General features: G+C 63.7%; 14 protein-coding genes and 1 riboswitch. Of the genes, 6 read left to right on the forward strand and 8 right to left on the reverse strand.

The window, feature by feature from the left end:
- Positions 1-315 precede the first annotated feature (315 nt).
- The 3 genes from cpdA to VCJ09_RS20920 form a co-directional block, all read right to left on the reverse strand.
- Entirely contained in the window at positions 316-1,131 is an 816-nt protein-coding gene (gene cpdA / locus VCJ09_RS20910) for a 3',5'-cyclic-AMP phosphodiesterase (protein ID WP_324731959.1), read from the reverse strand.
- A 167-nt stretch (positions 1,132-1,298) separates the two neighbouring features.
- Positions 1,299-1,751 (reverse strand): DUF1249 domain-containing protein, encoded by a 453-nt coding sequence (locus VCJ09_RS20915; RefSeq protein ID WP_079203350.1) that lies wholly within the window; start codon positions 1,749-1,751, stop codon positions 1,299-1,301.
- Entirely contained in the window at positions 1,742-2,359 is a 618-nt protein-coding gene (locus VCJ09_RS20920; RefSeq protein ID WP_324731960.1) for an NUDIX domain-containing protein, read from the reverse strand. Before VCJ09_RS20920 ends, VCJ09_RS20915 begins: the two co-directional genes overlap by 10 nt.
- A gap of 196 nt (positions 2,360-2,555) precedes the next feature.
- On the opposite strand from VCJ09_RS20920, the gene VCJ09_RS20925 reads away from it, so the two are divergent.
- Positions 2,556-3,296: an RsiV family protein gene (locus VCJ09_RS20925; RefSeq protein WP_324731961.1), complete on the forward strand. Its 741-nt coding sequence runs from the start codon at positions 2,556-2,558 to the stop codon at positions 3,294-3,296.
- On the opposite strand, the gene cytX is transcribed toward VCJ09_RS20925, so the two are convergent.
- Together cytX and thiC are read right to left on the reverse strand one after the other, a co-directional pair.
- Positions 3,265-4,554 carry a putative hydroxymethylpyrimidine transporter CytX gene (gene cytX, locus VCJ09_RS20930; RefSeq protein WP_407692990.1) on the reverse strand — a complete coding sequence of 430 codons (1,290 nt, stop codon included), beginning with the start codon at positions 4,552-4,554 and terminating at the stop codon, positions 3,265-3,267. The genes VCJ09_RS20925 and cytX overlap by 32 nt on opposite strands.
- A gap of 72 nt (positions 4,555-4,626) precedes the next feature.
- A complete protein-coding gene (gene thiC / locus VCJ09_RS20935) occupies positions 4,627-6,522 on the reverse strand; it encodes a phosphomethylpyrimidine synthase ThiC (RefSeq protein WP_324731962.1) in 1,896 nt (631 codons plus the stop codon).
- Between the two features lie 99 nt (positions 6,523-6,621).
- Positions 6,622-6,727, reverse strand: a riboswitch (TPP riboswitch).
- 219 nt (positions 6,728-6,946) lie between these two features.
- Here thiC and VCJ09_RS20940 point away from each other — a divergent pair.
- Positions 6,947-8,395: a TolC family outer membrane protein gene (locus tag VCJ09_RS20940; RefSeq protein ID WP_324731963.1), complete on the forward strand. Its 1,449-nt coding sequence runs from the start codon at positions 6,947-6,949 to the stop codon at positions 8,393-8,395.
- A 214-nt stretch (positions 8,396-8,609) separates the two neighbouring features.
- Here the strand turns inward: VCJ09_RS20940 and waaA are convergent, their stop codons facing one another.
- Positions 8,610-9,902, reverse strand: coding sequence for a lipid IV(A) 3-deoxy-D-manno-octulosonic acid transferase (gene waaA / locus VCJ09_RS20945; protein ID WP_324731964.1), 1,293 nt, complete (start codon positions 9,900-9,902; stop codon positions 8,610-8,612).
- Positions 9,903-9,935: 33 nt separating this feature from the next.
- Positions 9,936-10,820, reverse strand: a complete 885-nt coding sequence (locus tag VCJ09_RS20950; RefSeq protein WP_324731965.1) for a LysR family transcriptional regulator — start codon at positions 10,818-10,820, stop codon at positions 9,936-9,938.
- A gap of 86 nt (positions 10,821-10,906) precedes the next feature.
- Between VCJ09_RS20950 and VCJ09_RS20955 the strand changes: the two genes are divergently transcribed.
- The 4 genes from VCJ09_RS20955 to VCJ09_RS20970 all read left to right on the forward strand — a co-directional run bounded on the left by VCJ09_RS20955 (position 10,907) and on the right by VCJ09_RS20970 (position 14,400).
- Entirely contained in the window at positions 10,907-11,239 is a 333-nt protein-coding gene (locus VCJ09_RS20955) for a DMT family transporter (RefSeq protein ID WP_079203358.1), read from the forward strand.
- A gap of 77 nt (positions 11,240-11,316) precedes the next feature.
- Positions 11,317-12,489 carry an FAD-dependent oxidoreductase gene (locus tag VCJ09_RS20960; RefSeq protein WP_324731966.1) on the forward strand — a complete coding sequence of 391 codons (1,173 nt, stop codon included), beginning with the start codon at positions 11,317-11,319 and terminating at the stop codon, positions 12,487-12,489.
- A complete protein-coding gene (locus VCJ09_RS20965; RefSeq protein WP_324731967.1) occupies positions 12,489-13,307 on the forward strand; it encodes an aldo/keto reductase in 819 nt (272 codons plus the stop codon). The genes VCJ09_RS20960 and VCJ09_RS20965 overlap by 1 nt, the downstream gene beginning before the upstream one ends.
- Positions 13,308-13,440: 133 nt before the next feature.
- Entirely contained in the window at positions 13,441-14,400 is a 960-nt protein-coding gene (locus VCJ09_RS20970; protein ID WP_324731968.1) for a metal ABC transporter ATPase, read from the forward strand.
- A 16-nt stretch (positions 14,401-14,416) separates the two neighbouring features.
- On the opposite strand, the gene hldE is transcribed toward VCJ09_RS20970, so the two are convergent.
- Positions 14,417-15,838, reverse strand: a complete 1,422-nt coding sequence (hldE, locus tag VCJ09_RS20975; protein ID WP_324731969.1) for a bifunctional D-glycero-beta-D-manno-heptose-7-phosphate kinase/D-glycero-beta-D-manno-heptose 1-phosphate adenylyltransferase HldE — start codon at positions 15,836-15,838, stop codon at positions 14,417-14,419.
- Positions 15,839-15,847 lie beyond the last annotated feature (9 nt).

The following is a 15,847-nucleotide window of genomic DNA, read 5'->3' on the forward strand; positions in this document are numbered from 1 at the left end:
CCGTGGCGAGGCAGTTTTTATCCGTGGAATTGTTCGAGGGTGGCGGGAGTCAGGCGACGATACTGAGCGGGAGAGAACGGTCAGTTGCCGCTAAGCGCTCGGTCGGCGGTACAGCGGGCTAATCCATGACGTGAACAGCATCGCCGGACCTGGCTTTTTATCAGGCAGAAAGCGAGCCGAAAGAAATTAAACAACAGGTAGCCAGGCGTAAAAAGCGGGGCGATTCACTTGGATCTGCGCGAGTTTTCTAGACGTCACTCAGTGGTTGCATTGGGCGGCTAGCGAGTAGCGTTGCCGCGCTAAACGCCTGCGGCCTTAGTAACCTTTCACCGTGTAATCCACCTCGAACTCAATCCCGGTCACCCGCGACACGCCGGTATCCAGCCGACCGTCGGCGTGCAGACGCAGCCAGCGGTAGCCGGGCGCAGTGCTGTCGACCTGGAATTCTTCACTGCCCGGGGCGAACTGCACACAGGTGGAAGGCGAAGCCAGCAGGCGCACAGCATTGCGCTGACGATCGAACTCCTGATGGATATGCCCCCAGAGCACCGCGCGCACCTGACTGAAACGTTCCAGCACGGCGAATAGCGCCTCAGGGTTGCGCAAGCCGATGGGCTCCATCCAGCGGCAACCGATGGACACCGGATGATGGTGCAGGCAAATCAGGTGATGGCGCTCCGGCGCTTCGCTGAGCGCACGCTCCAGCAGGGCCAGCTGATGCTGGTCGAGATAGCCCGGCACCGCGCCGGGAATCGACGAGTCGAGCAGAATGATGCGCCAGTTACCCAGATCGATCACCGGCTCCAGCAGATCGCTATCGGCGCAGGCGGCCTGCATGGTCGGGACATCGTCATGGTTGCCGGGAAACCAGCGGGCTGGCGCCGCAAGCGCCGCGGTCATCTGCCGGAAGCGCTGATAGGATGCCAGGCTACCGTCTTGCGACAGATCGCCGCTGGCGAGCATCAGGTCGATCTGCGGCTGCTCTTGCAGCACCCGTTCGATCACTCGCTGCAGGCTGTCCTGGGTATCCAGACCCAATAGCTTGCCGGCCGCTTCGGCAAATAGATGGCTGTCGGACAACTGCACCAGCAGGACCGAGGAATCAGCAGCGGAATTGAGCGCGCTCGGCAAGGCCGTCTCCTTGAGCGGAATACGTGGATTATGGTGGTTAGTCCCGGCAGCGGTAAACCCAAGAAGCGGGCATGGGTCACATAAAGCAGCGACAAGGCGAAGCCAGGCAGGAGGGTGTCGCAATCAGGCTTATTGTTGAAGCCTGCGGCTTAGTGCTTGTCGCCGTTTTAAACCACAGGTTCCAGTTCATGGCCACAGGCCAGGCAATGACTCAGCCATTCACCGAGAAACAGGTTGAGCTGGGACTTTTCATCCGGCTGATGCATGGCGGCATTTGGATAAGGGTAGATGCTGCGAAAACGCCGGGCGCTTTGTGCACCGATCACCTCGGCCATGCGTGCATCGTGGTACACCCGCACGTCCAGTTGCGGCACCGGCAACCAGGGCAGGCTGTGTTCTTGGCACACCCGCACGGTCGAGGTGTAGGGACAGGTTTCCAGTACTTCCAGAGCCAGCACACCGAGCAGCTGCTCGCCCTGAGTCAGGGCAACCCGCCGCGCGCATGATGCCTCGCGCATGTCCGGCAGCAGGCGCATCAGGCGTGCGTAGTTGACTTCACAGGCCGCCTGCAACTCGATCAAGTCAACCCGATAGCGGTCACGCAACAGATTCACGACCATAACCCCCTAACCTCGGCGCGGTTCAGCGCCAGCCATTGCAAGGCGATGATGCTCGCCGCATTGTTGATCCGCCCGTCCTTGACCGCATCCAGGGCATCTTCCAGCGACAGGACATGCACCCGAATGTCCTCTCCTTCTTCGGCCAGACCATGCACGCCCCCGGCACCCAGACTATTGCAGCGGCCGAGATACAGGTACACCCGCTCGTCAGAACCACCGGGCGAAGGAAAATATTCGGTAATCGGCCACAGTGCGGTCAGCGCCAGGTTGGCCTCCTCCACCGCCTCACGTAGCGCCACTTCTTCCGGCTGCTCGTCGGTATCGATCAGCCCGGCGACCAGTTCCAGCAGCCAGGGGCTGGCGGACTTGCCCATGGCGCCAACGCGGAACTGCTCGATTAGTACCACTTCATCGCGCTGCGGGTCATAGGGCAGCACGCATACGGCATCGTGCCGGATAAACAGCTCGCGGCTGAGCGTCGGCCCCATTTCGCCAGAAAACTGCAGATGGCGCAGACGCAGGCGATCGAGGCTATAAAACCCGCGAAAACAGGCTTCTCGCTCAATGATCTGCACGGCATCCGGGCCAGGTTTGAAGGTGTCGGTCATCCACGTCTCTCTCAATCCGATAATCTTGGCTTTCGCGCATCCTACCCCGGCATCCAGCCTTGCGCAGCCTCTTTGCATATTAGGCGCTGACGGGGATTGTGCAGTGCTGCTGCGACTGACTACCCTGGCGAACCACTGGGATAGCCGGTAGTCCAACCCCGCGACCCCTACCTCTCCCCGTCTGGCGCTGAACTCAATGTTTGCACGTAAAAAGCTCGTCACAATCAGTCTTGGCCTCTTGCTAAGCGCCTGCCAAAGCCTGCCTTCAGGCGATGGCGCGCTAGCGGTGCAACGTGTCGCCTGGGAGAGTATTCAGCCTGGCTGCCAGGGCAACGCCTGCCCACTGGTGAATATCGACACGCTGATATTTCCCGACGAAACGCCGCTCAGCGAACTGATTGAACAGCGCCTGCTGCAGATGACCAATGATTCGCCGGACGCGCCTCTGCCCGCCTCGCTGCAGTCCTACGAAAAGGACTTCCTGCACAGTGCCAAGCGCGGCTGGAACACCTACCTGCAGGCCAAGGTGCGCGAACAACATGACCAACTGGTGATCATCGAATTTTCCAGCTACCTGTCCACGGGCGGGGCGCACGGCATGCCGGGACGCGGCTTCATCAACTACGACCGCACGCTGAAAAAGGCCCTGGGCCTGCAGGACATGCTACTGCCCGGGCAGACGGCCGCATTCTGGGACCTCGCCGGCCAAGCCCACCAGCGCTGGCTGACCGCCAACCAGCTGGATCAGGACCCCGAGTACATCAGCAACTGGCCGTTCGAGCGCAGCGAAAACGTCGCCCTCGGTCAAGCCGCACTGCTGCTGAAATACAACGTCTACAGCATTGCGCCCTACTCCAGCGGGCATCCGCAGCTGACGATCCCCTATAGCCAACTCAAGGGAATCCTCAAAGCGCAATACTTTCCCGATCACGACTGAAGGAAGCGAAGGCGAACTGCAGAACACCGGCCAGCAACAAGGCCGGCAGGGTCGCACCGATATCGGGCCAGAAATTCGCCAGCACATGATAGATGGTCGCACCGCAAGCCCAGGCCAGCAGGGTGTCCCAACGCAGCGCCACGCGCGGCGCCAGCTCGGCACGACGGCGACGCAGGATGAAGTGGTCGACCAGCACCACGCCGAACAGCGGGGCGAACACCGAGCCGATCAGCAACAGGAAGTTCTGGTACTCGGCCAGCGGCGCGAACCAGGCGATCAGGGTGCACAACGCGCCAATCAGCAACGCCAGTAGCTCGACCTTGAATGGCAGCAGAATACCGACGGAAACCGCCGCCGAATGGATGTCGGCAAAAGCGTTCTCCGACTCGTCGAGCAAGATCAGCAGCAGCGGAATGCCCAACCCGGCGCCCGCCAGGGCCAGCAGCAAGGCGTTGACTTCGCCGCTGTCGGCAAAGGCCAGGGTGTAGGCCACGCCCAGGCTCATCAACCAGAAGTTGCCGACGAAGAAGCCCAGCGCGGTGCCACCGAACACCCGGCCGGCCGCCTTGCCAAAGCGCGAGTAGTCGGCAATCAGCGGCAGCCAGGACAGCGGCATGGCAATCGCAATATCGAAGCCCAGGGCGAACGGCATTGAGCCATCACCACTGCGCGCCCACAACGCCGCGAGGTCGGCCTTGTCGAACAGGTTCCAGGTCAACCAGAGGCAGGCGCCGAGCAGCAACCAGATCCCCCATTTGCGCAGGATCCGGCGCACGAAGGTCAGCGGGCCGGCCACCGCCAGCAGGGTCGCCAGGGCGCCAAACAACAGGGTCCACAGGCCCGGACTGTTCCATAGGCTGCCCTCGCCGAAGGCCCGCACCGCCAACACGCTGGCGGCATCGCGCATGACGATGATCTCGAATGCGCCCCAACCGACCAGTTGCAACAGGTTGAGCAAGGCCGGCACCACGGCCCCCTTGCTGCCCAGGCTGAGTTTCAGCGCCGCCATGGACGACAGCCCGGTATCACTGCCGATCACCGCGACCGAACCCAACAGCAACACGCCGACGGCGGTGCCACAGGCAATCGCCAGCAAGGCGCCGCTCAGGCCCAGGCCCGGCGCCAGCAAGGCGCCAAGCTGCAGCACCATCAGGCCGATCCCTAAGGAAAACCACAGGGAAAACATGTCGCGCGCGCCAAACACACGCTGGCCAATCGACACCGGCACATGCGGTGAGTAACTACTTGGGGTGCTCACTATGGGGAAGGTCTCAAAGAACTGAAGAGGGAACGCCAGGAGCCTGCTTGCTCCTGGCGTAGGGTCATGCCGTCAGACCTGTTTGTAGATCACCGAGCCTTCGTCCTTGAAGCGCCCGGACTGCTCCTTGAAGCCCGCCTCAATGGCCTTCTGCTCGTCGGTCAGACCATTGAGCTTGGCGTAGTCGCGCACTTCCTGGGTGATCTTCATCGAGCAGAACTTCGGCCCGCACATGGAGCAGAAATGCGCGACCTTGCCCGAATCTTTCGGCAGGGTTTCGTCGTGGTAGCTGCGCGCGGTGTCCGGGTCCAGGCCGAGGTTGAACTGGTCTTCCCAGCGAAACTCGAAACGCGCCTTGCTCAAGGCGTTGTCGCGGATCTGTGCACCCGGATGACCCTTGGCCAGGTCGGCGGCGTGGGCGGCGATCTTATAGGTGATGATGCCGGTCTTGACGTCATCCTTGTTCGGCAGGCCCAGGTGTTCCTTGGGCGTGACGTAGCAGAGCATGGCGCAGCCGAACCAGCCGATCATCGCCGCACCGATGCCGCTGGTGATGTGGTCGTAGCCCGGCGCGATGTCGGTGGTCAGCGGGCCGAGGGTGTAGAACGGCGCCTCGTCGCAGCACTCCAGCTGCTTGTCCATGTTCTCCTTGATCAGTTGCATCGGCACGTGGCCGGGACCTTCGATCATGCACTGCACGTCGTGCTTCCAGGCGATCTTGGTCAGCTCGCCGAGGGTTTCCAGCTCGCCGAACTGCGCCGCGTCGTTGGCATCGGCAATCGAACCCGGACGCAGGCCGTCGCCCAGCGAGAAGCTGACGTCGTAGGCCTTCATGATCTGGCAGATGTCTTCGAAATGGGTGTAGAGGAAGTTTTCCTGGTGATGCGCCAGGCACCACTTGGCCATGATCGAGCCGCCGCGGCTGACGATACCGGTCACGCGCTTGGCGGTCAGCGGCACATAGCGCAACAGCACGCCGGCGTGGATGGTGAAGTAGTCGACGCCCTGCTCGGCCTGCTCGATCAGGGTGTCGCGGAACAGCTCCCAGGTCAGGTCTTCGGCCACGCCGTTGACCTTCTCCAGCGCCTGGTAGATCGGCACGGTGCCGATCGGCACCGGCGAGTTACGGATGATCCACTCGCGGGTTTCGTGGATGTGCTTGCCGGTGGACAGGTCCATCACGGTATCGGAACCCCAGCGGATACCCCAGGTCAGCTTGGCCACTTCTTCTTCGATGGAGGAACCCAGCGCCGAGTTGCCGATGTTGCCGTTGATCTTCACCAGGAAGTTGCGGCCGATGATCATCGGCTCCAACTCGGTGTGATTGATGTTGGCGGGGATGATCGCCCGGCCGCGGGCGATTTCCTCGCGGACGAATTCGGCGCTGATCTCCTTCGGCACAGAAGCGCCGAAGCTGTGGCCGGCGTGCTGCTGATCGAGCAGACCGGCGGCGCGGGCTTCCTCCAGTTTGAGGTTCTCGCGGATAGCGACGTATTCCATCTCCGGGGTGATGATGCCCTGGCGCGCGTAGTGCATCTGGCTGACGTTGTTGCCGGCTTTGGCCCGGCGCGGGTTGCGCACATGGGCGAAGCGCATCTTGGTCAGCTCGGGATTGACCAGGCGTTCCTGGCCGAAGTGCGAGGACAGGCCGTCGAGCATTTCGGTATCGCCGCGGTCGTCAATCCAGGCCGAACGGACGTCGCCCAGGCCCTGGCGCACATCGATGGTCACGCTCGGGTCGGTGTAAGGGCCGGAGGTGTCATAGACCAGCACCGGCGCATTGATCTCGCCACCGTACTCGGTCGGGGTGATGTCGAGACTGATCTCGCGCATCGGTACGCGGATGTCCGCACGCGAGCCTTGCACGTAAATTTTCTGCGAACGCGGAAACGGCTGGATCGACTGCTGGTCGACCTGGGCGGAATCGCTCAGATTCGTGGTGTTGAGGTTTTTTTCTTGTGTGCTCATCGGCTGGTGCTCTCCTGGGACGAAATGTCGGAGCGAACCTGGGGCAGATGAGCGTACGGAGTGCACCGCTAGTGGTGCCGAGAGCACTCGCCGAGGGGGTGACGAGGCCATCTTGTTCCCTACGCAGGTCTTAACCTGATCAGGTTCAACGGGATCCGGCAGCTGCCAATCTCAGCCCACATATGGGGCACCCCGACAAGAACCTGGCCAGTCTAATCAAGACTCCGCAATAAAACCAACCGGGGAGTCAAAAAAGCCTGACCCACGCGTCGGATAGTGACGACGCCATCCCAGCCAAGCCGATTGTTGCGCACAGGCAACATAGCTTGTTGCAAACTACACTCAGGCACATTAAGCATGCCTTGACCCCCTTGGCAGCGCCCCTTAGCCTTGCCGATTACCGCCAAATTCAGGATCTCCCCCCATGTTGCGCAGACTCTCCCTGACTCTTGCTGTGGCTGCTGCTTCCGTTGGCATGGCCTGGGCCGAACAGGCCCCGCTATCGACCAAAACGAACCTCGTCACGGTCTATCAGGAAGCCGCCAACAACAACGCCGACCTGGCGGCCGCCCGCGCCGACTATCAGGCCCGTCGCGAAGTGGTGCCACAGGCGCGTTCCGGCTTGCTGCCGAACCTCTCGGTCGGTGCCAACCTGAGCGACACCCAGACAGATGTCGACACGTCGAGCGGCTCGCAATCACTTTCACGCAGCGGCACGGTCTACCAAGCCAACCTCAGCCAGCCGCTGTTCCGCGCCGACCGCTGGTTCCAACTGCAGGCCGCCGAAGCCAGCAGCGAGCAGGCCGCGCTGGAACTGTCCGCGATCGAACAGAACCTGATCCTGCAGAGTGCGGAAACCTACTTCGCGGTACTGCGCGCCCAGGACACCCTGGCCTCGACCAAGGCCGAAGAGGCCGCCTTCAAACGCCAACTCGACCAGGCCAACGAACGCTTCGACGTCGGTCTGTCGGACAAGACCGACGTGCTCGAGGCCCAGGCCGGCTTCGATACGGCACGGGCCAACCGGATCATCGCCCAGCGCCAGGTCGAAGATGCCTTCCAGGCGCTGATCACCCTGACCAACCGCGAATATGTAGCTCTTGAAGGGATCGAACATAGCCTGCCGATCCTGGCGCCGACGCCGAACGACGCCAAGGCCTGGGTCGATACCGCCGCCGCGCAGAATCTCAACCTGCAAGCCAGCAATTACGCGGTCAACGCCGCCGAAGAAACCCTGCGCCAGCGCAAGTCCGGGCATGCGCCGACCCTGGACGCGGTAGCCAGCTACCAGAGAGGCGATAACGACAGCCTCGGCTTCACTAACTCGGGAGCACTCGGTCAGCCGCGCTTCAGCAGCGACGCCGAACAGCGCTCGATCGGCCTGCAACTGAATATCCCCCTCTATAGCGGCGGCCTGACCAGCTCCCAGGTGCGCGAGGCCTACCAGCGCCTGACCCAGAGCGAGCAGCTGCGCGAAAGCCTGCGCCGGCAGGTGGTGCAAAGCACCCGCAACCTGCACCGCGCGGTGAACACCGACGTGGAAACCGTGCAGGCGCGCAAACAGTCGATCATCTCCAACCAGAGCGCCCTGGAAGCCACGGAAATCGGCTATCAGGTCGGCACCCGCAACATCGTCGACGTGCTCGACTCGCAGCGCCAGCTGTACAGCTCGGTGCGCACCTATAACGACGCGCGCTACGACTACATTCTCAACAATCTGCGTCTCAAGCAGGCCGCCGGCACCCTGAGCCCGGCCGACCTGGAAGCCCTCGAGCAATACCTCAAGTCAGACTACGACCCAGACCAGGACTTCCTGCCACCGGACCTGGCCAAGGCCGCCGAAGCGCAGTTGCGCGGTAACCTGGACTACTGAGTTGCCTGCATAAAAAAACCGGCCAAGGCCGGTTTTTTTATGCGTGATCGATGTTCGGGCGACACCTCGCCCGTAGCCCGAGTAAGCCTTGACGCAATCCGGGATGGTAGCGACCCGGACTACATCTGGGCTACGCGCCTATGCACCCATTGGATGTAGGAGCGGGCCATGCCCGCGCTTGAGGTTTCGCGGGCATGGCCCGCTCCTACACCGCCTACGGCTTATCCTTTAACAAGCACCCCAGCCCATCCAGCAAACGCGCCAGCGCGCCCTGGTTGGCCTGCATTACTGTCTGGCCCGCCTCGCGCATTGTCTGCGCCATGGCAGGCTCGCGCCAAAGCTGATCGACCCGGTGCGCCAGACCCTCGGCATCCGCTACCTCGAGCAACGCGCCGGCCTCACGCAACTGCGCGGCGATCTCGAGAAAATTGAACAGGTGCGGACCGCTGAGTACTGGCTTGCCCAGCGCCGCCGGTTCCAGCAGGTTATGCCCACCATTGCCCACCAGGCTGCCACCGACGAAAGCCAGATCGGCCAGGGCATAGAGAAACAACAGCTCGCCCATGGTATCGCCGAGCAACACCTGGTCGCCCGCCACCACCGCCTTGCCACTGGAGCGCTGGCGCGTGGCGAAGCCTTGGCGCTGGCACAGCTCGTACACCGCGGCAAAGCGTTCCGGGTGTCGCGGCACCAGAATCAACAACGCCTCGGGCCATTGTTCGAGTAGTACGCGGTGCGCCGCCAGGACGATTTCATCCTCACCAGCATGGGTGCTGGCGGCAATCCACACCGGCCGCCGCACCGCGTCCCACTGCTCGCGCAACTCGGCGGCGCGTGCAAGCAACGCGGGGTCGATGGTCAGGTCGAACTTGATCGAGCCGGTCACCTCGACGCACTCGGGCCGCGCACCCAAACTGCGAAAGCGCTCGGCCTCGGCGGTGGTCTGCACCGCAATCAGACTCAACTCGGCCAGCATGGGCGCGGTCAGCTTGGCGAAGCGCGCATAACCACGCGCCGAGCGCTCGGATAGCCGCGCATTGGCCAGGGCCACGGGAATGCCACGGCGGGCACATTGGTGGATGTGGTTGGGCCACAATTCGGTCTCCATGACCACCGCCAGCCGAGGCTGCGCGCGATCGAGAAAGCGCGCCGCGGCCCACGGCAAGTCATAGGGCAGATAGCAGTGCTGCACGCGTCCGGCAAAGTCAGGCCCGGCGAACATGGCCTGAATCCGTTCGGAGCCGGTCGGCGTCATGCAGGTAATGGTGATCGGTAACTGCGGGTAGCGCGCCAGCAGCTGGCGGATCAGCGGCGCGGCGGCAATGCTCTCGCCCACCGACACGGCATGCAGCCAGATGCCGCCGGTTTGCAGAGGCGGCAAGCCGAGGGAGAAGCGTTCACCAATGCGTTTGACATAGGCCGGTGCGCGCCACGCGCGCCAGGCCAGACGCCCGGCGACCAGGGGCAGAGCGAGATGCAGCAGCAGGGTGTAGAGGTGTCTATTCATGGGCGCGCAGCTTAGCAGAGCGGCTGCCAGCAATCAGCCGATGGCTTGCAGCCGCTCGGCGAAACACTCGGCCAGCCAGAGTGCCGCCGGCCCCAGGGCTTCATCACGCCGGCAGACCAACTCCACCACCAGCGGCGGCGGCGTCCAGTCGCTGCTCAGTTCAACCAGCTGGTTCTGATAGGTCGGATACTGCATCACATGGCGTGGTAGCCAGGCCCAGCCTAAATTACGCATCAACAGCTCGGCCATGACGTAGAAGCTGTCAGCACGCCAAATCCATGGACTGAGCTGCTCGCCGCCCGGATAGTGACTGTCCTGCGGCGCCATCAGCAATTGCCGGTGACGCGCCAACTCGCGCCGGTCGACATGCCCCGCCCCCGCCAGCGCATGCCCGGCACCGCACACCGTGACCATCTCGATAGTGCCCAGCCGCTGGCGCTCCAGGGCTTCAGGCATCTGCTCGTGGTGAAACAGCAGACCGAGGTCGGCGCGACGCTCCAGCAGCTTGCGCGCAACATCGCCCTGAGCGCCGCTGGCCAGTTGTACTTCCAACAGCGGAAAGGCCTGGGCCAGGGCCTCGAGACTGTCGAGCACCGGCTGATAGGGCATGGCCTCGTCCTGGGCCAGGCGCAGGCGCACTTCTTCGCCGCGCACCAGCCCCAGCGCCCGGCCTTCCAGACGCTCGCACTGGCGCAGCACCTCGCGCGCTTCTTCCAGCAGCGACGCACCGGCGGCCGTCAGGCGTGGCTGGCGGCCACTGCTGCGCTCGAACAGCAGCACCCCGAGATCGGCTTCCAACAGGGCAATCGCATTGCTGACCGCCGACTGCGCGCGATTCATCTGCCGGGCCACGGCAGAAAACGACTGGCCCTCGGCCACGCTGACGAACAGGCGGATTTGTTCCAGGTTCCACTGCATAACCAATCTCCAAACCAGATAGGTAATCACTTTATCCCATCAGCTGAACGACTAGAATGGCCGACAGATCAAACAGGAGGTCCACCATGAGCGGCTATCTCTATCTCGCTGTCGCCATCACCGCCGAAGTCATCGCGACTACGTCGATGAAGGCCCTGGACGGCTTCAATAAACCACTCCCCCTGCTGTTGGTAGTGGTCGGCTACGTCATTTCCTTCTGGATGCTCAGCCTGGTGGTCAAAACTATTCCAGTCGGCGTTGCCTACGCCGTCTGGGCGGGCCTGGGGATCGTGCTGGTGAGCATTGCCGCCGCGTTTCTCTACCAGCAGCGCCTCGACCTGCCGGCCATGCTCGGCATGGCCCTGATCGTCTGCGGCGTCGTGGTGATTCAATTGTTCTCGCACAGCGTCGGCCATTGAGCTGGCGCTTGGGGCTGGAGGCCCGACACAAGCAGTTGCCGGTATACTGCGGACCTGATTCCCAATGAGGACCTCGCATGTCCCAGGCTCTGAGCACTGACATTCTGATCGTCGGCGGAGGTATCGCCGGCCTCTGGCTGAATGCGCGCTTGCGCCGCCAGGGCTTTGCCACCCTGCTGGTAGAAAACGCCACCCTGGGCGGCGGGCAGAGCGTCAAATCGCAAGGCATTATCCACGGCGGCGCCAAGTACGCCCTGCATGGCGCCCTGACCGGCGCCTCGGAAGCCATCGCCGACATGCCGCGACGCTGGCGCGAAGCGCTGGCTGGCAGCGGTGAGCTGGACCTTAGCGGCGTGCGCCTGCTGTCCGATGCGCATTACCTGTGGTCGCCCGGTAGCCTGGCCGGCAATATCACCAGCTTCTTCGCCAGCAAGGCGGTGCGCGGCCGCGTCGACCAGGTCAAGGGCGAGCAACTGCCGCCCGCCCTGCAACATCCGAAATTCAGGGGCAAGGTCTACCGCCTGGCCGAACTGGTGCTCGACGTACCCAGCCTGATCGCGCGCCTAGCCGAGCTGGCCGCTGACGGCCTGCTGGCCGCCGAGTCCATCGCGCCGCTGCACGAGCAGGGTCAACTGGTCGGCCTGATCGTCGACGGCCGCGAGATTCGCGCCCAGCGCATCGTCCTTAGCGCCGGCCGCGGCAACGCCGAACTGCTCGCCGCGCTGGGCCTCACTCAGCCCGCGCAGCAACTGCGGCCGCTGCATATGGTGCTGGTCAAGGGCCCGACCCTGAAACCGCTGTATGCCCACTGCCTCGGCGGCGGACCGAAGCCGCGGGTCACCGTCACCACTCATCCGGCAGCCGATGGCGAGTGGGTCTGGTACCTCGGCGGCGACCTCGCCGAAGCGGCAGGCGTAAGCCGCGACGCAGCCGCGCAGATCCAGGCCGCGCAGCAGGAAATCAGCACCCTGCTGCCCTGGCTTGACCTTTCCAGCGCCCGCTGGGCGACACTGCGCGTCGACCGAGCCGAGCCGGCGCAGTCTGGCCTGGTACGCCCGGACAACGCCTTTCTCGCCGACCAAGGTCAACTGCTGGTCGGCTGGCCGACTAAACTGGCATTAGCCCCGGATTTCGCTGACCGCGTGCTGGCGGCTCTCGACCGTGACGGCATCCAACCCGCCACCCATGCGCCACTCCCGGCCCTGCCACGTCCGGCCGTAGCGCGCCCAGCCTGGAAGGAATTGTTCTAATGCACGCCTTGCATACCCTGCACAACTTGCACCGCCCGCTCGGTGCGACCGAGCTGCTGGTCTCGCCATTAGGCCTCGGCACGGTGAAGATCGGCCGCGACCAGGGCGTGAAGTATCCCAACGGCTTCAGCATTCCGGGCGACGCGGCGGTACTTGAGCTGCTCGCCCAGGCCCATGACCTGGGGATCAATCTGATCGACACCGCGCCCGCCTACGGCAGCAGTGAAAGCCGCCTCGGTCCGCTGTTGCGCGGCCAGCGCCAGCAGTGGGTGATCGTCAGCAAGGTCGGCGAAGAATTCGTCAACGGCCACTCCAGTTTCGACTTCTCTCCAGCCCACACGCGCTTCTCGGTGGAGCGCAGCCTCAAGCGCCTGGAGACCGACTTCATCGACTTAGTGCTGGTGCATTCGGACGGCAACGATCTCTCTATCCTGCATGACAGCGGGGTCTACGAGACCCTCGCCGAGCTCAAGCGCGAAGGCAAGATTCGCGGCTTCGGCCTGTCCGGCAAAACCGTCGAAGGCGGCCTGCAGGCACTCGCGCAAGGCGACTGTGGGATGGTCACCTACAACCTCAAGGAACAGGGCGAACTGCCGGTACTGGACTACGCTGAGCAGCACGGCAAAGGCATCCTGATCAAGAAAGCCCTGGCCAGCGGGCATGCCTGCCTGGGTCCGGGGCAAGATCCGGTGCGCGCCAGCTTCGAACTGATTTTCGCCCACCCGGCGGTGAGCTGTGCGATTGTCGGCACCATCAATGCGCAACACCTGGCCCATAATGTCGCGACTGCCGCGGCGGTCATTCAGGATATTGCCTGACTCGCCATGACGCACTGCGCGTAAGTGCTCGAGCACTGCCCGCCAGCAAACATCAGCCCTTGCGACTATGCCTGGCAGGGCAATACCTCACCCGGCCTTGCCGGGCCGCCCCCAACGCACTGCAGGAGCCGATATGTCGCGCACGCTTAGCCGCCAGGACCCCGGCGCCTTCAAGACCCTACCCTTGTTCGTCGAGGCCAGCGCGGACGGCCTGCGCTACCAGAGCCAGGGCCGCCCCCTGAACTTCAGCGAGATGCTTGAACGCCGCCGCGTGATCGAGGTGAGCGACAGCCAACGCTTCGCCGTTGAGCTGGCCAACCTGGGCGTGTCGGTCCGCCTGACCCTGAGCTGGCAAGGCCGGGAGTATTGGATACTGGTCCGTCAACGACGCCTGGACCGCGGCGACGTGGTGCTCAAGCTGATCTCCGGCTACGTGCCCGCCCACGAACTCAATCTGCCGCTGCTCACCGCCATTCAAGAGGTCGCCGAAGAGTGCCTGCTGGAAACCCCAGAAGGCTGGTTGAGTGGCCGCTTCGGCGAAACCTGGCTGCCCTCGCCCTATCAAGGTGCCTTGCGCTACCGAGAGACCCTGCACTTTCAACTCAGCCCACTGTCCGGCGCGGCACGTCCGGTGCAGTGCGGCAACCTGACCTTGTTGGAGCGGCCACGCGCCTACGTGCATCTGCCCACAGCTTCGTTGCAACTGGTCTATGACCTACGCCTGGCGCTGCCCAAAGAGGCCAGGCAGCTCAGCCTGTTCCACGTCGACGAACGCCTGGAAGACGGCAAGCTGGTTGCCCGCCTCGACCGTACTCGACCGGACCTGTACCTGATACCGCTGCAACAAGGCCGGCCGACCGCCGAACTGCTGACGCTCAAAAAAGGTGTATTGAAAGCCGCCAGCACCCGTGGCCTGTGGCTGGCCGAGAGCTTCGCGCCGCAGGATGGCTGGCTGGTGCGCGACGAGCGCATCCGTTGGAAGGACTGGTTGAGCCAGCAAAGCCTCTGCGCAGCACCGGCCAAACCCTCGGCGAAACCGCGATCGCCGACTGCCTCAGCGCCACTCAAGCTGAATGCCGCCCAACTGGGCTGAACGGCATGCTCGCGGATCAGCTGCTACGAATTTTCTCGACAATGGCGGTGGTCGAGCTGTTTGCCACCAGGCCCAGTACGCGCACATCGCCACCGTAGGCGCTGACGATGTCGGCGCCAACCACCTGATCGATGCCATAGTCGCCGCCCTTGACCAGCACATCCGGCTTGACCTCGCGCAGCAGATTTTCCGGGGTGTCTTCGCTGAAGCTCACCACCCAATCCACCGCACCGAGGCCGGCGAGCACGGCCATGCGCCGATCCACCGAATTGATCGGTCGGCCGGGGCCTTTCAGGCGACTGACCGAGGCGTCGTCGTTGACCGCCAGCACCAGGCGGTCACCCTGGGCACGGGCCTGCTCCAGGTAGGCCACGTGGCCGGCGTGCAGAATGTCGAAACAACCGTTGGTGAAGACGATCTTCTCGCCATGGGCGCGGGCGTCCTCGATCGCCAGCAACAGCTGATCCGGACTCAGCACGCCGCGCTCGGAACCGGCCTCGCGCTGGATCGCCCGGCGCAGTTCCGGCGCACTGATGGCGGCGGTGCCCAGCTTGCCGACCACGATACCGGCGGCCAGGTTGGCCAACGCCACGGCCTGGGGCAATTCCTCGCCGGCAGCCAGGGACGCCGCCAGGGTCGAGATCACCGTATCGCCGGCACCGGTGACATCGAAGACCTCTCGGGCACGGGCCGGCAGGTGCAGCGCGGGATGCCCGGGGCGCAGCAGGGTCATGCCGTGCTCGCCACGGGTGATCAGCAGCGCGCCCAGCTCCAGGTCATGCATCATTCGGGCGCCCTTGGCCACCAGCTCGGCCTCGTCGACGCAATGGCCGACGATGGTCTCGAACTCGTTGAGGTTTGGCGTAATCAGGCTAGCACCACGATAAATCGAGAAATCCTTGCCCTTGGGGTCAGCCAGTACCGCAATGCCCTTGGCCCGCGCCGCCTGGATCAGCACCTGATGATTCTTCAGCGCGCCTTTGCCGTAGTCGGACAACACCAGCACCTTGACCCCGGCGAGCAGCGCTTCGACCTCGACCGCCAATGCGGCGGCATCGGTGTTGAACAGTTCTTCGAAGTCCATGCGTAGCAGTTGCTGATGCCGGCTCATGACCCGCAGCTTGACGATGGTCGGCTGTGCAGCGATGCGCTGAAACCGGGTTTTCACTCCCACGGCCGCCAGGCTATTGCACAGGCTCTCGGCCGCTTCGTCTGCACCGGTCACGCCAACCAAAACTGCCGGGGCACCGAGGGCAGCGATGTTCAACGCCACGTTGGCGGCACCGCCCGGACGGTCCTCGATCTGCTCGACCTTGACCACCGGCACCGGCGCCTCCGGCGAAATCCGCGAGGTACCGCCATGCCAGTAGCGGTCGAGCATGACATCACCGACCACCAATACGGCAGCCTGGTCGAAACGGGGCATGGACAATTTCATGTGAACTCC

It is taken from the genome of Pseudomonas paeninsulae (genome assembly GCF_035621475.1).
GTDB lineage: Bacteria > Pseudomonadota > Gammaproteobacteria > Pseudomonadales > Pseudomonadaceae > Aquipseudomonas > Aquipseudomonas paeninsulae.

Coding starts and splice junctions, on each gene's coding strand:
- VCJ09_RS20915 (WP_079203350.1), bottom strand. CDS start 1,751: ATGGTCGTGAATCTGTTGCGTGACCGCTATCGGGTTGACTTGATCGAG.
- VCJ09_RS20920 (WP_324731960.1), bottom strand. CDS start 2,359: ATGACCGACACCTTCAAACCTGGCCCGGATGCCGTGCAGATCATTGAG.
- VCJ09_RS20925 (WP_324731961.1), top strand. CDS start 2,556: ATGTTTGCACGTAAAAAGCTCGTCACAATCAGTCTTGGCCTCTTGCTA.
- thiC (WP_324731962.1), bottom strand. CDS start 6,522: ATGAGCACACAAGAAAAAAACCTCAACACCACGAATCTGAGCGATTCC.
- VCJ09_RS20940 (WP_324731963.1), top strand. CDS start 6,947: ATGTTGCGCAGACTCTCCCTGACTCTTGCTGTGGCTGCTGCTTCCGTT.
- waaA (WP_324731964.1), bottom strand. CDS start 9,902: ATGAATAGACACCTCTACACCCTGCTGCTGCATCTCGCTCTGCCCCTG.
- VCJ09_RS20950 (WP_324731965.1), bottom strand. CDS start 10,820: ATGCAGTGGAACCTGGAACAAATCCGCCTGTTCGTCAGCGTGGCCGAG.
- VCJ09_RS20955 (WP_079203358.1), top strand. CDS start 10,907: ATGAGCGGCTATCTCTATCTCGCTGTCGCCATCACCGCCGAAGTCATC.
- VCJ09_RS20960 (WP_324731966.1), top strand. CDS start 11,317: ATGTCCCAGGCTCTGAGCACTGACATTCTGATCGTCGGCGGAGGTATC.
- VCJ09_RS20965 (WP_324731967.1), top strand. CDS start 12,489: ATGCACGCCTTGCATACCCTGCACAACTTGCACCGCCCGCTCGGTGCG.
- VCJ09_RS20970 (WP_324731968.1), top strand. CDS start 13,441: ATGTCGCGCACGCTTAGCCGCCAGGACCCCGGCGCCTTCAAGACCCTA.
- hldE (WP_324731969.1), bottom strand. CDS start 15,838: ATGAAATTGTCCATGCCCCGTTTCGACCAGGCTGCCGTATTGGTGGTC.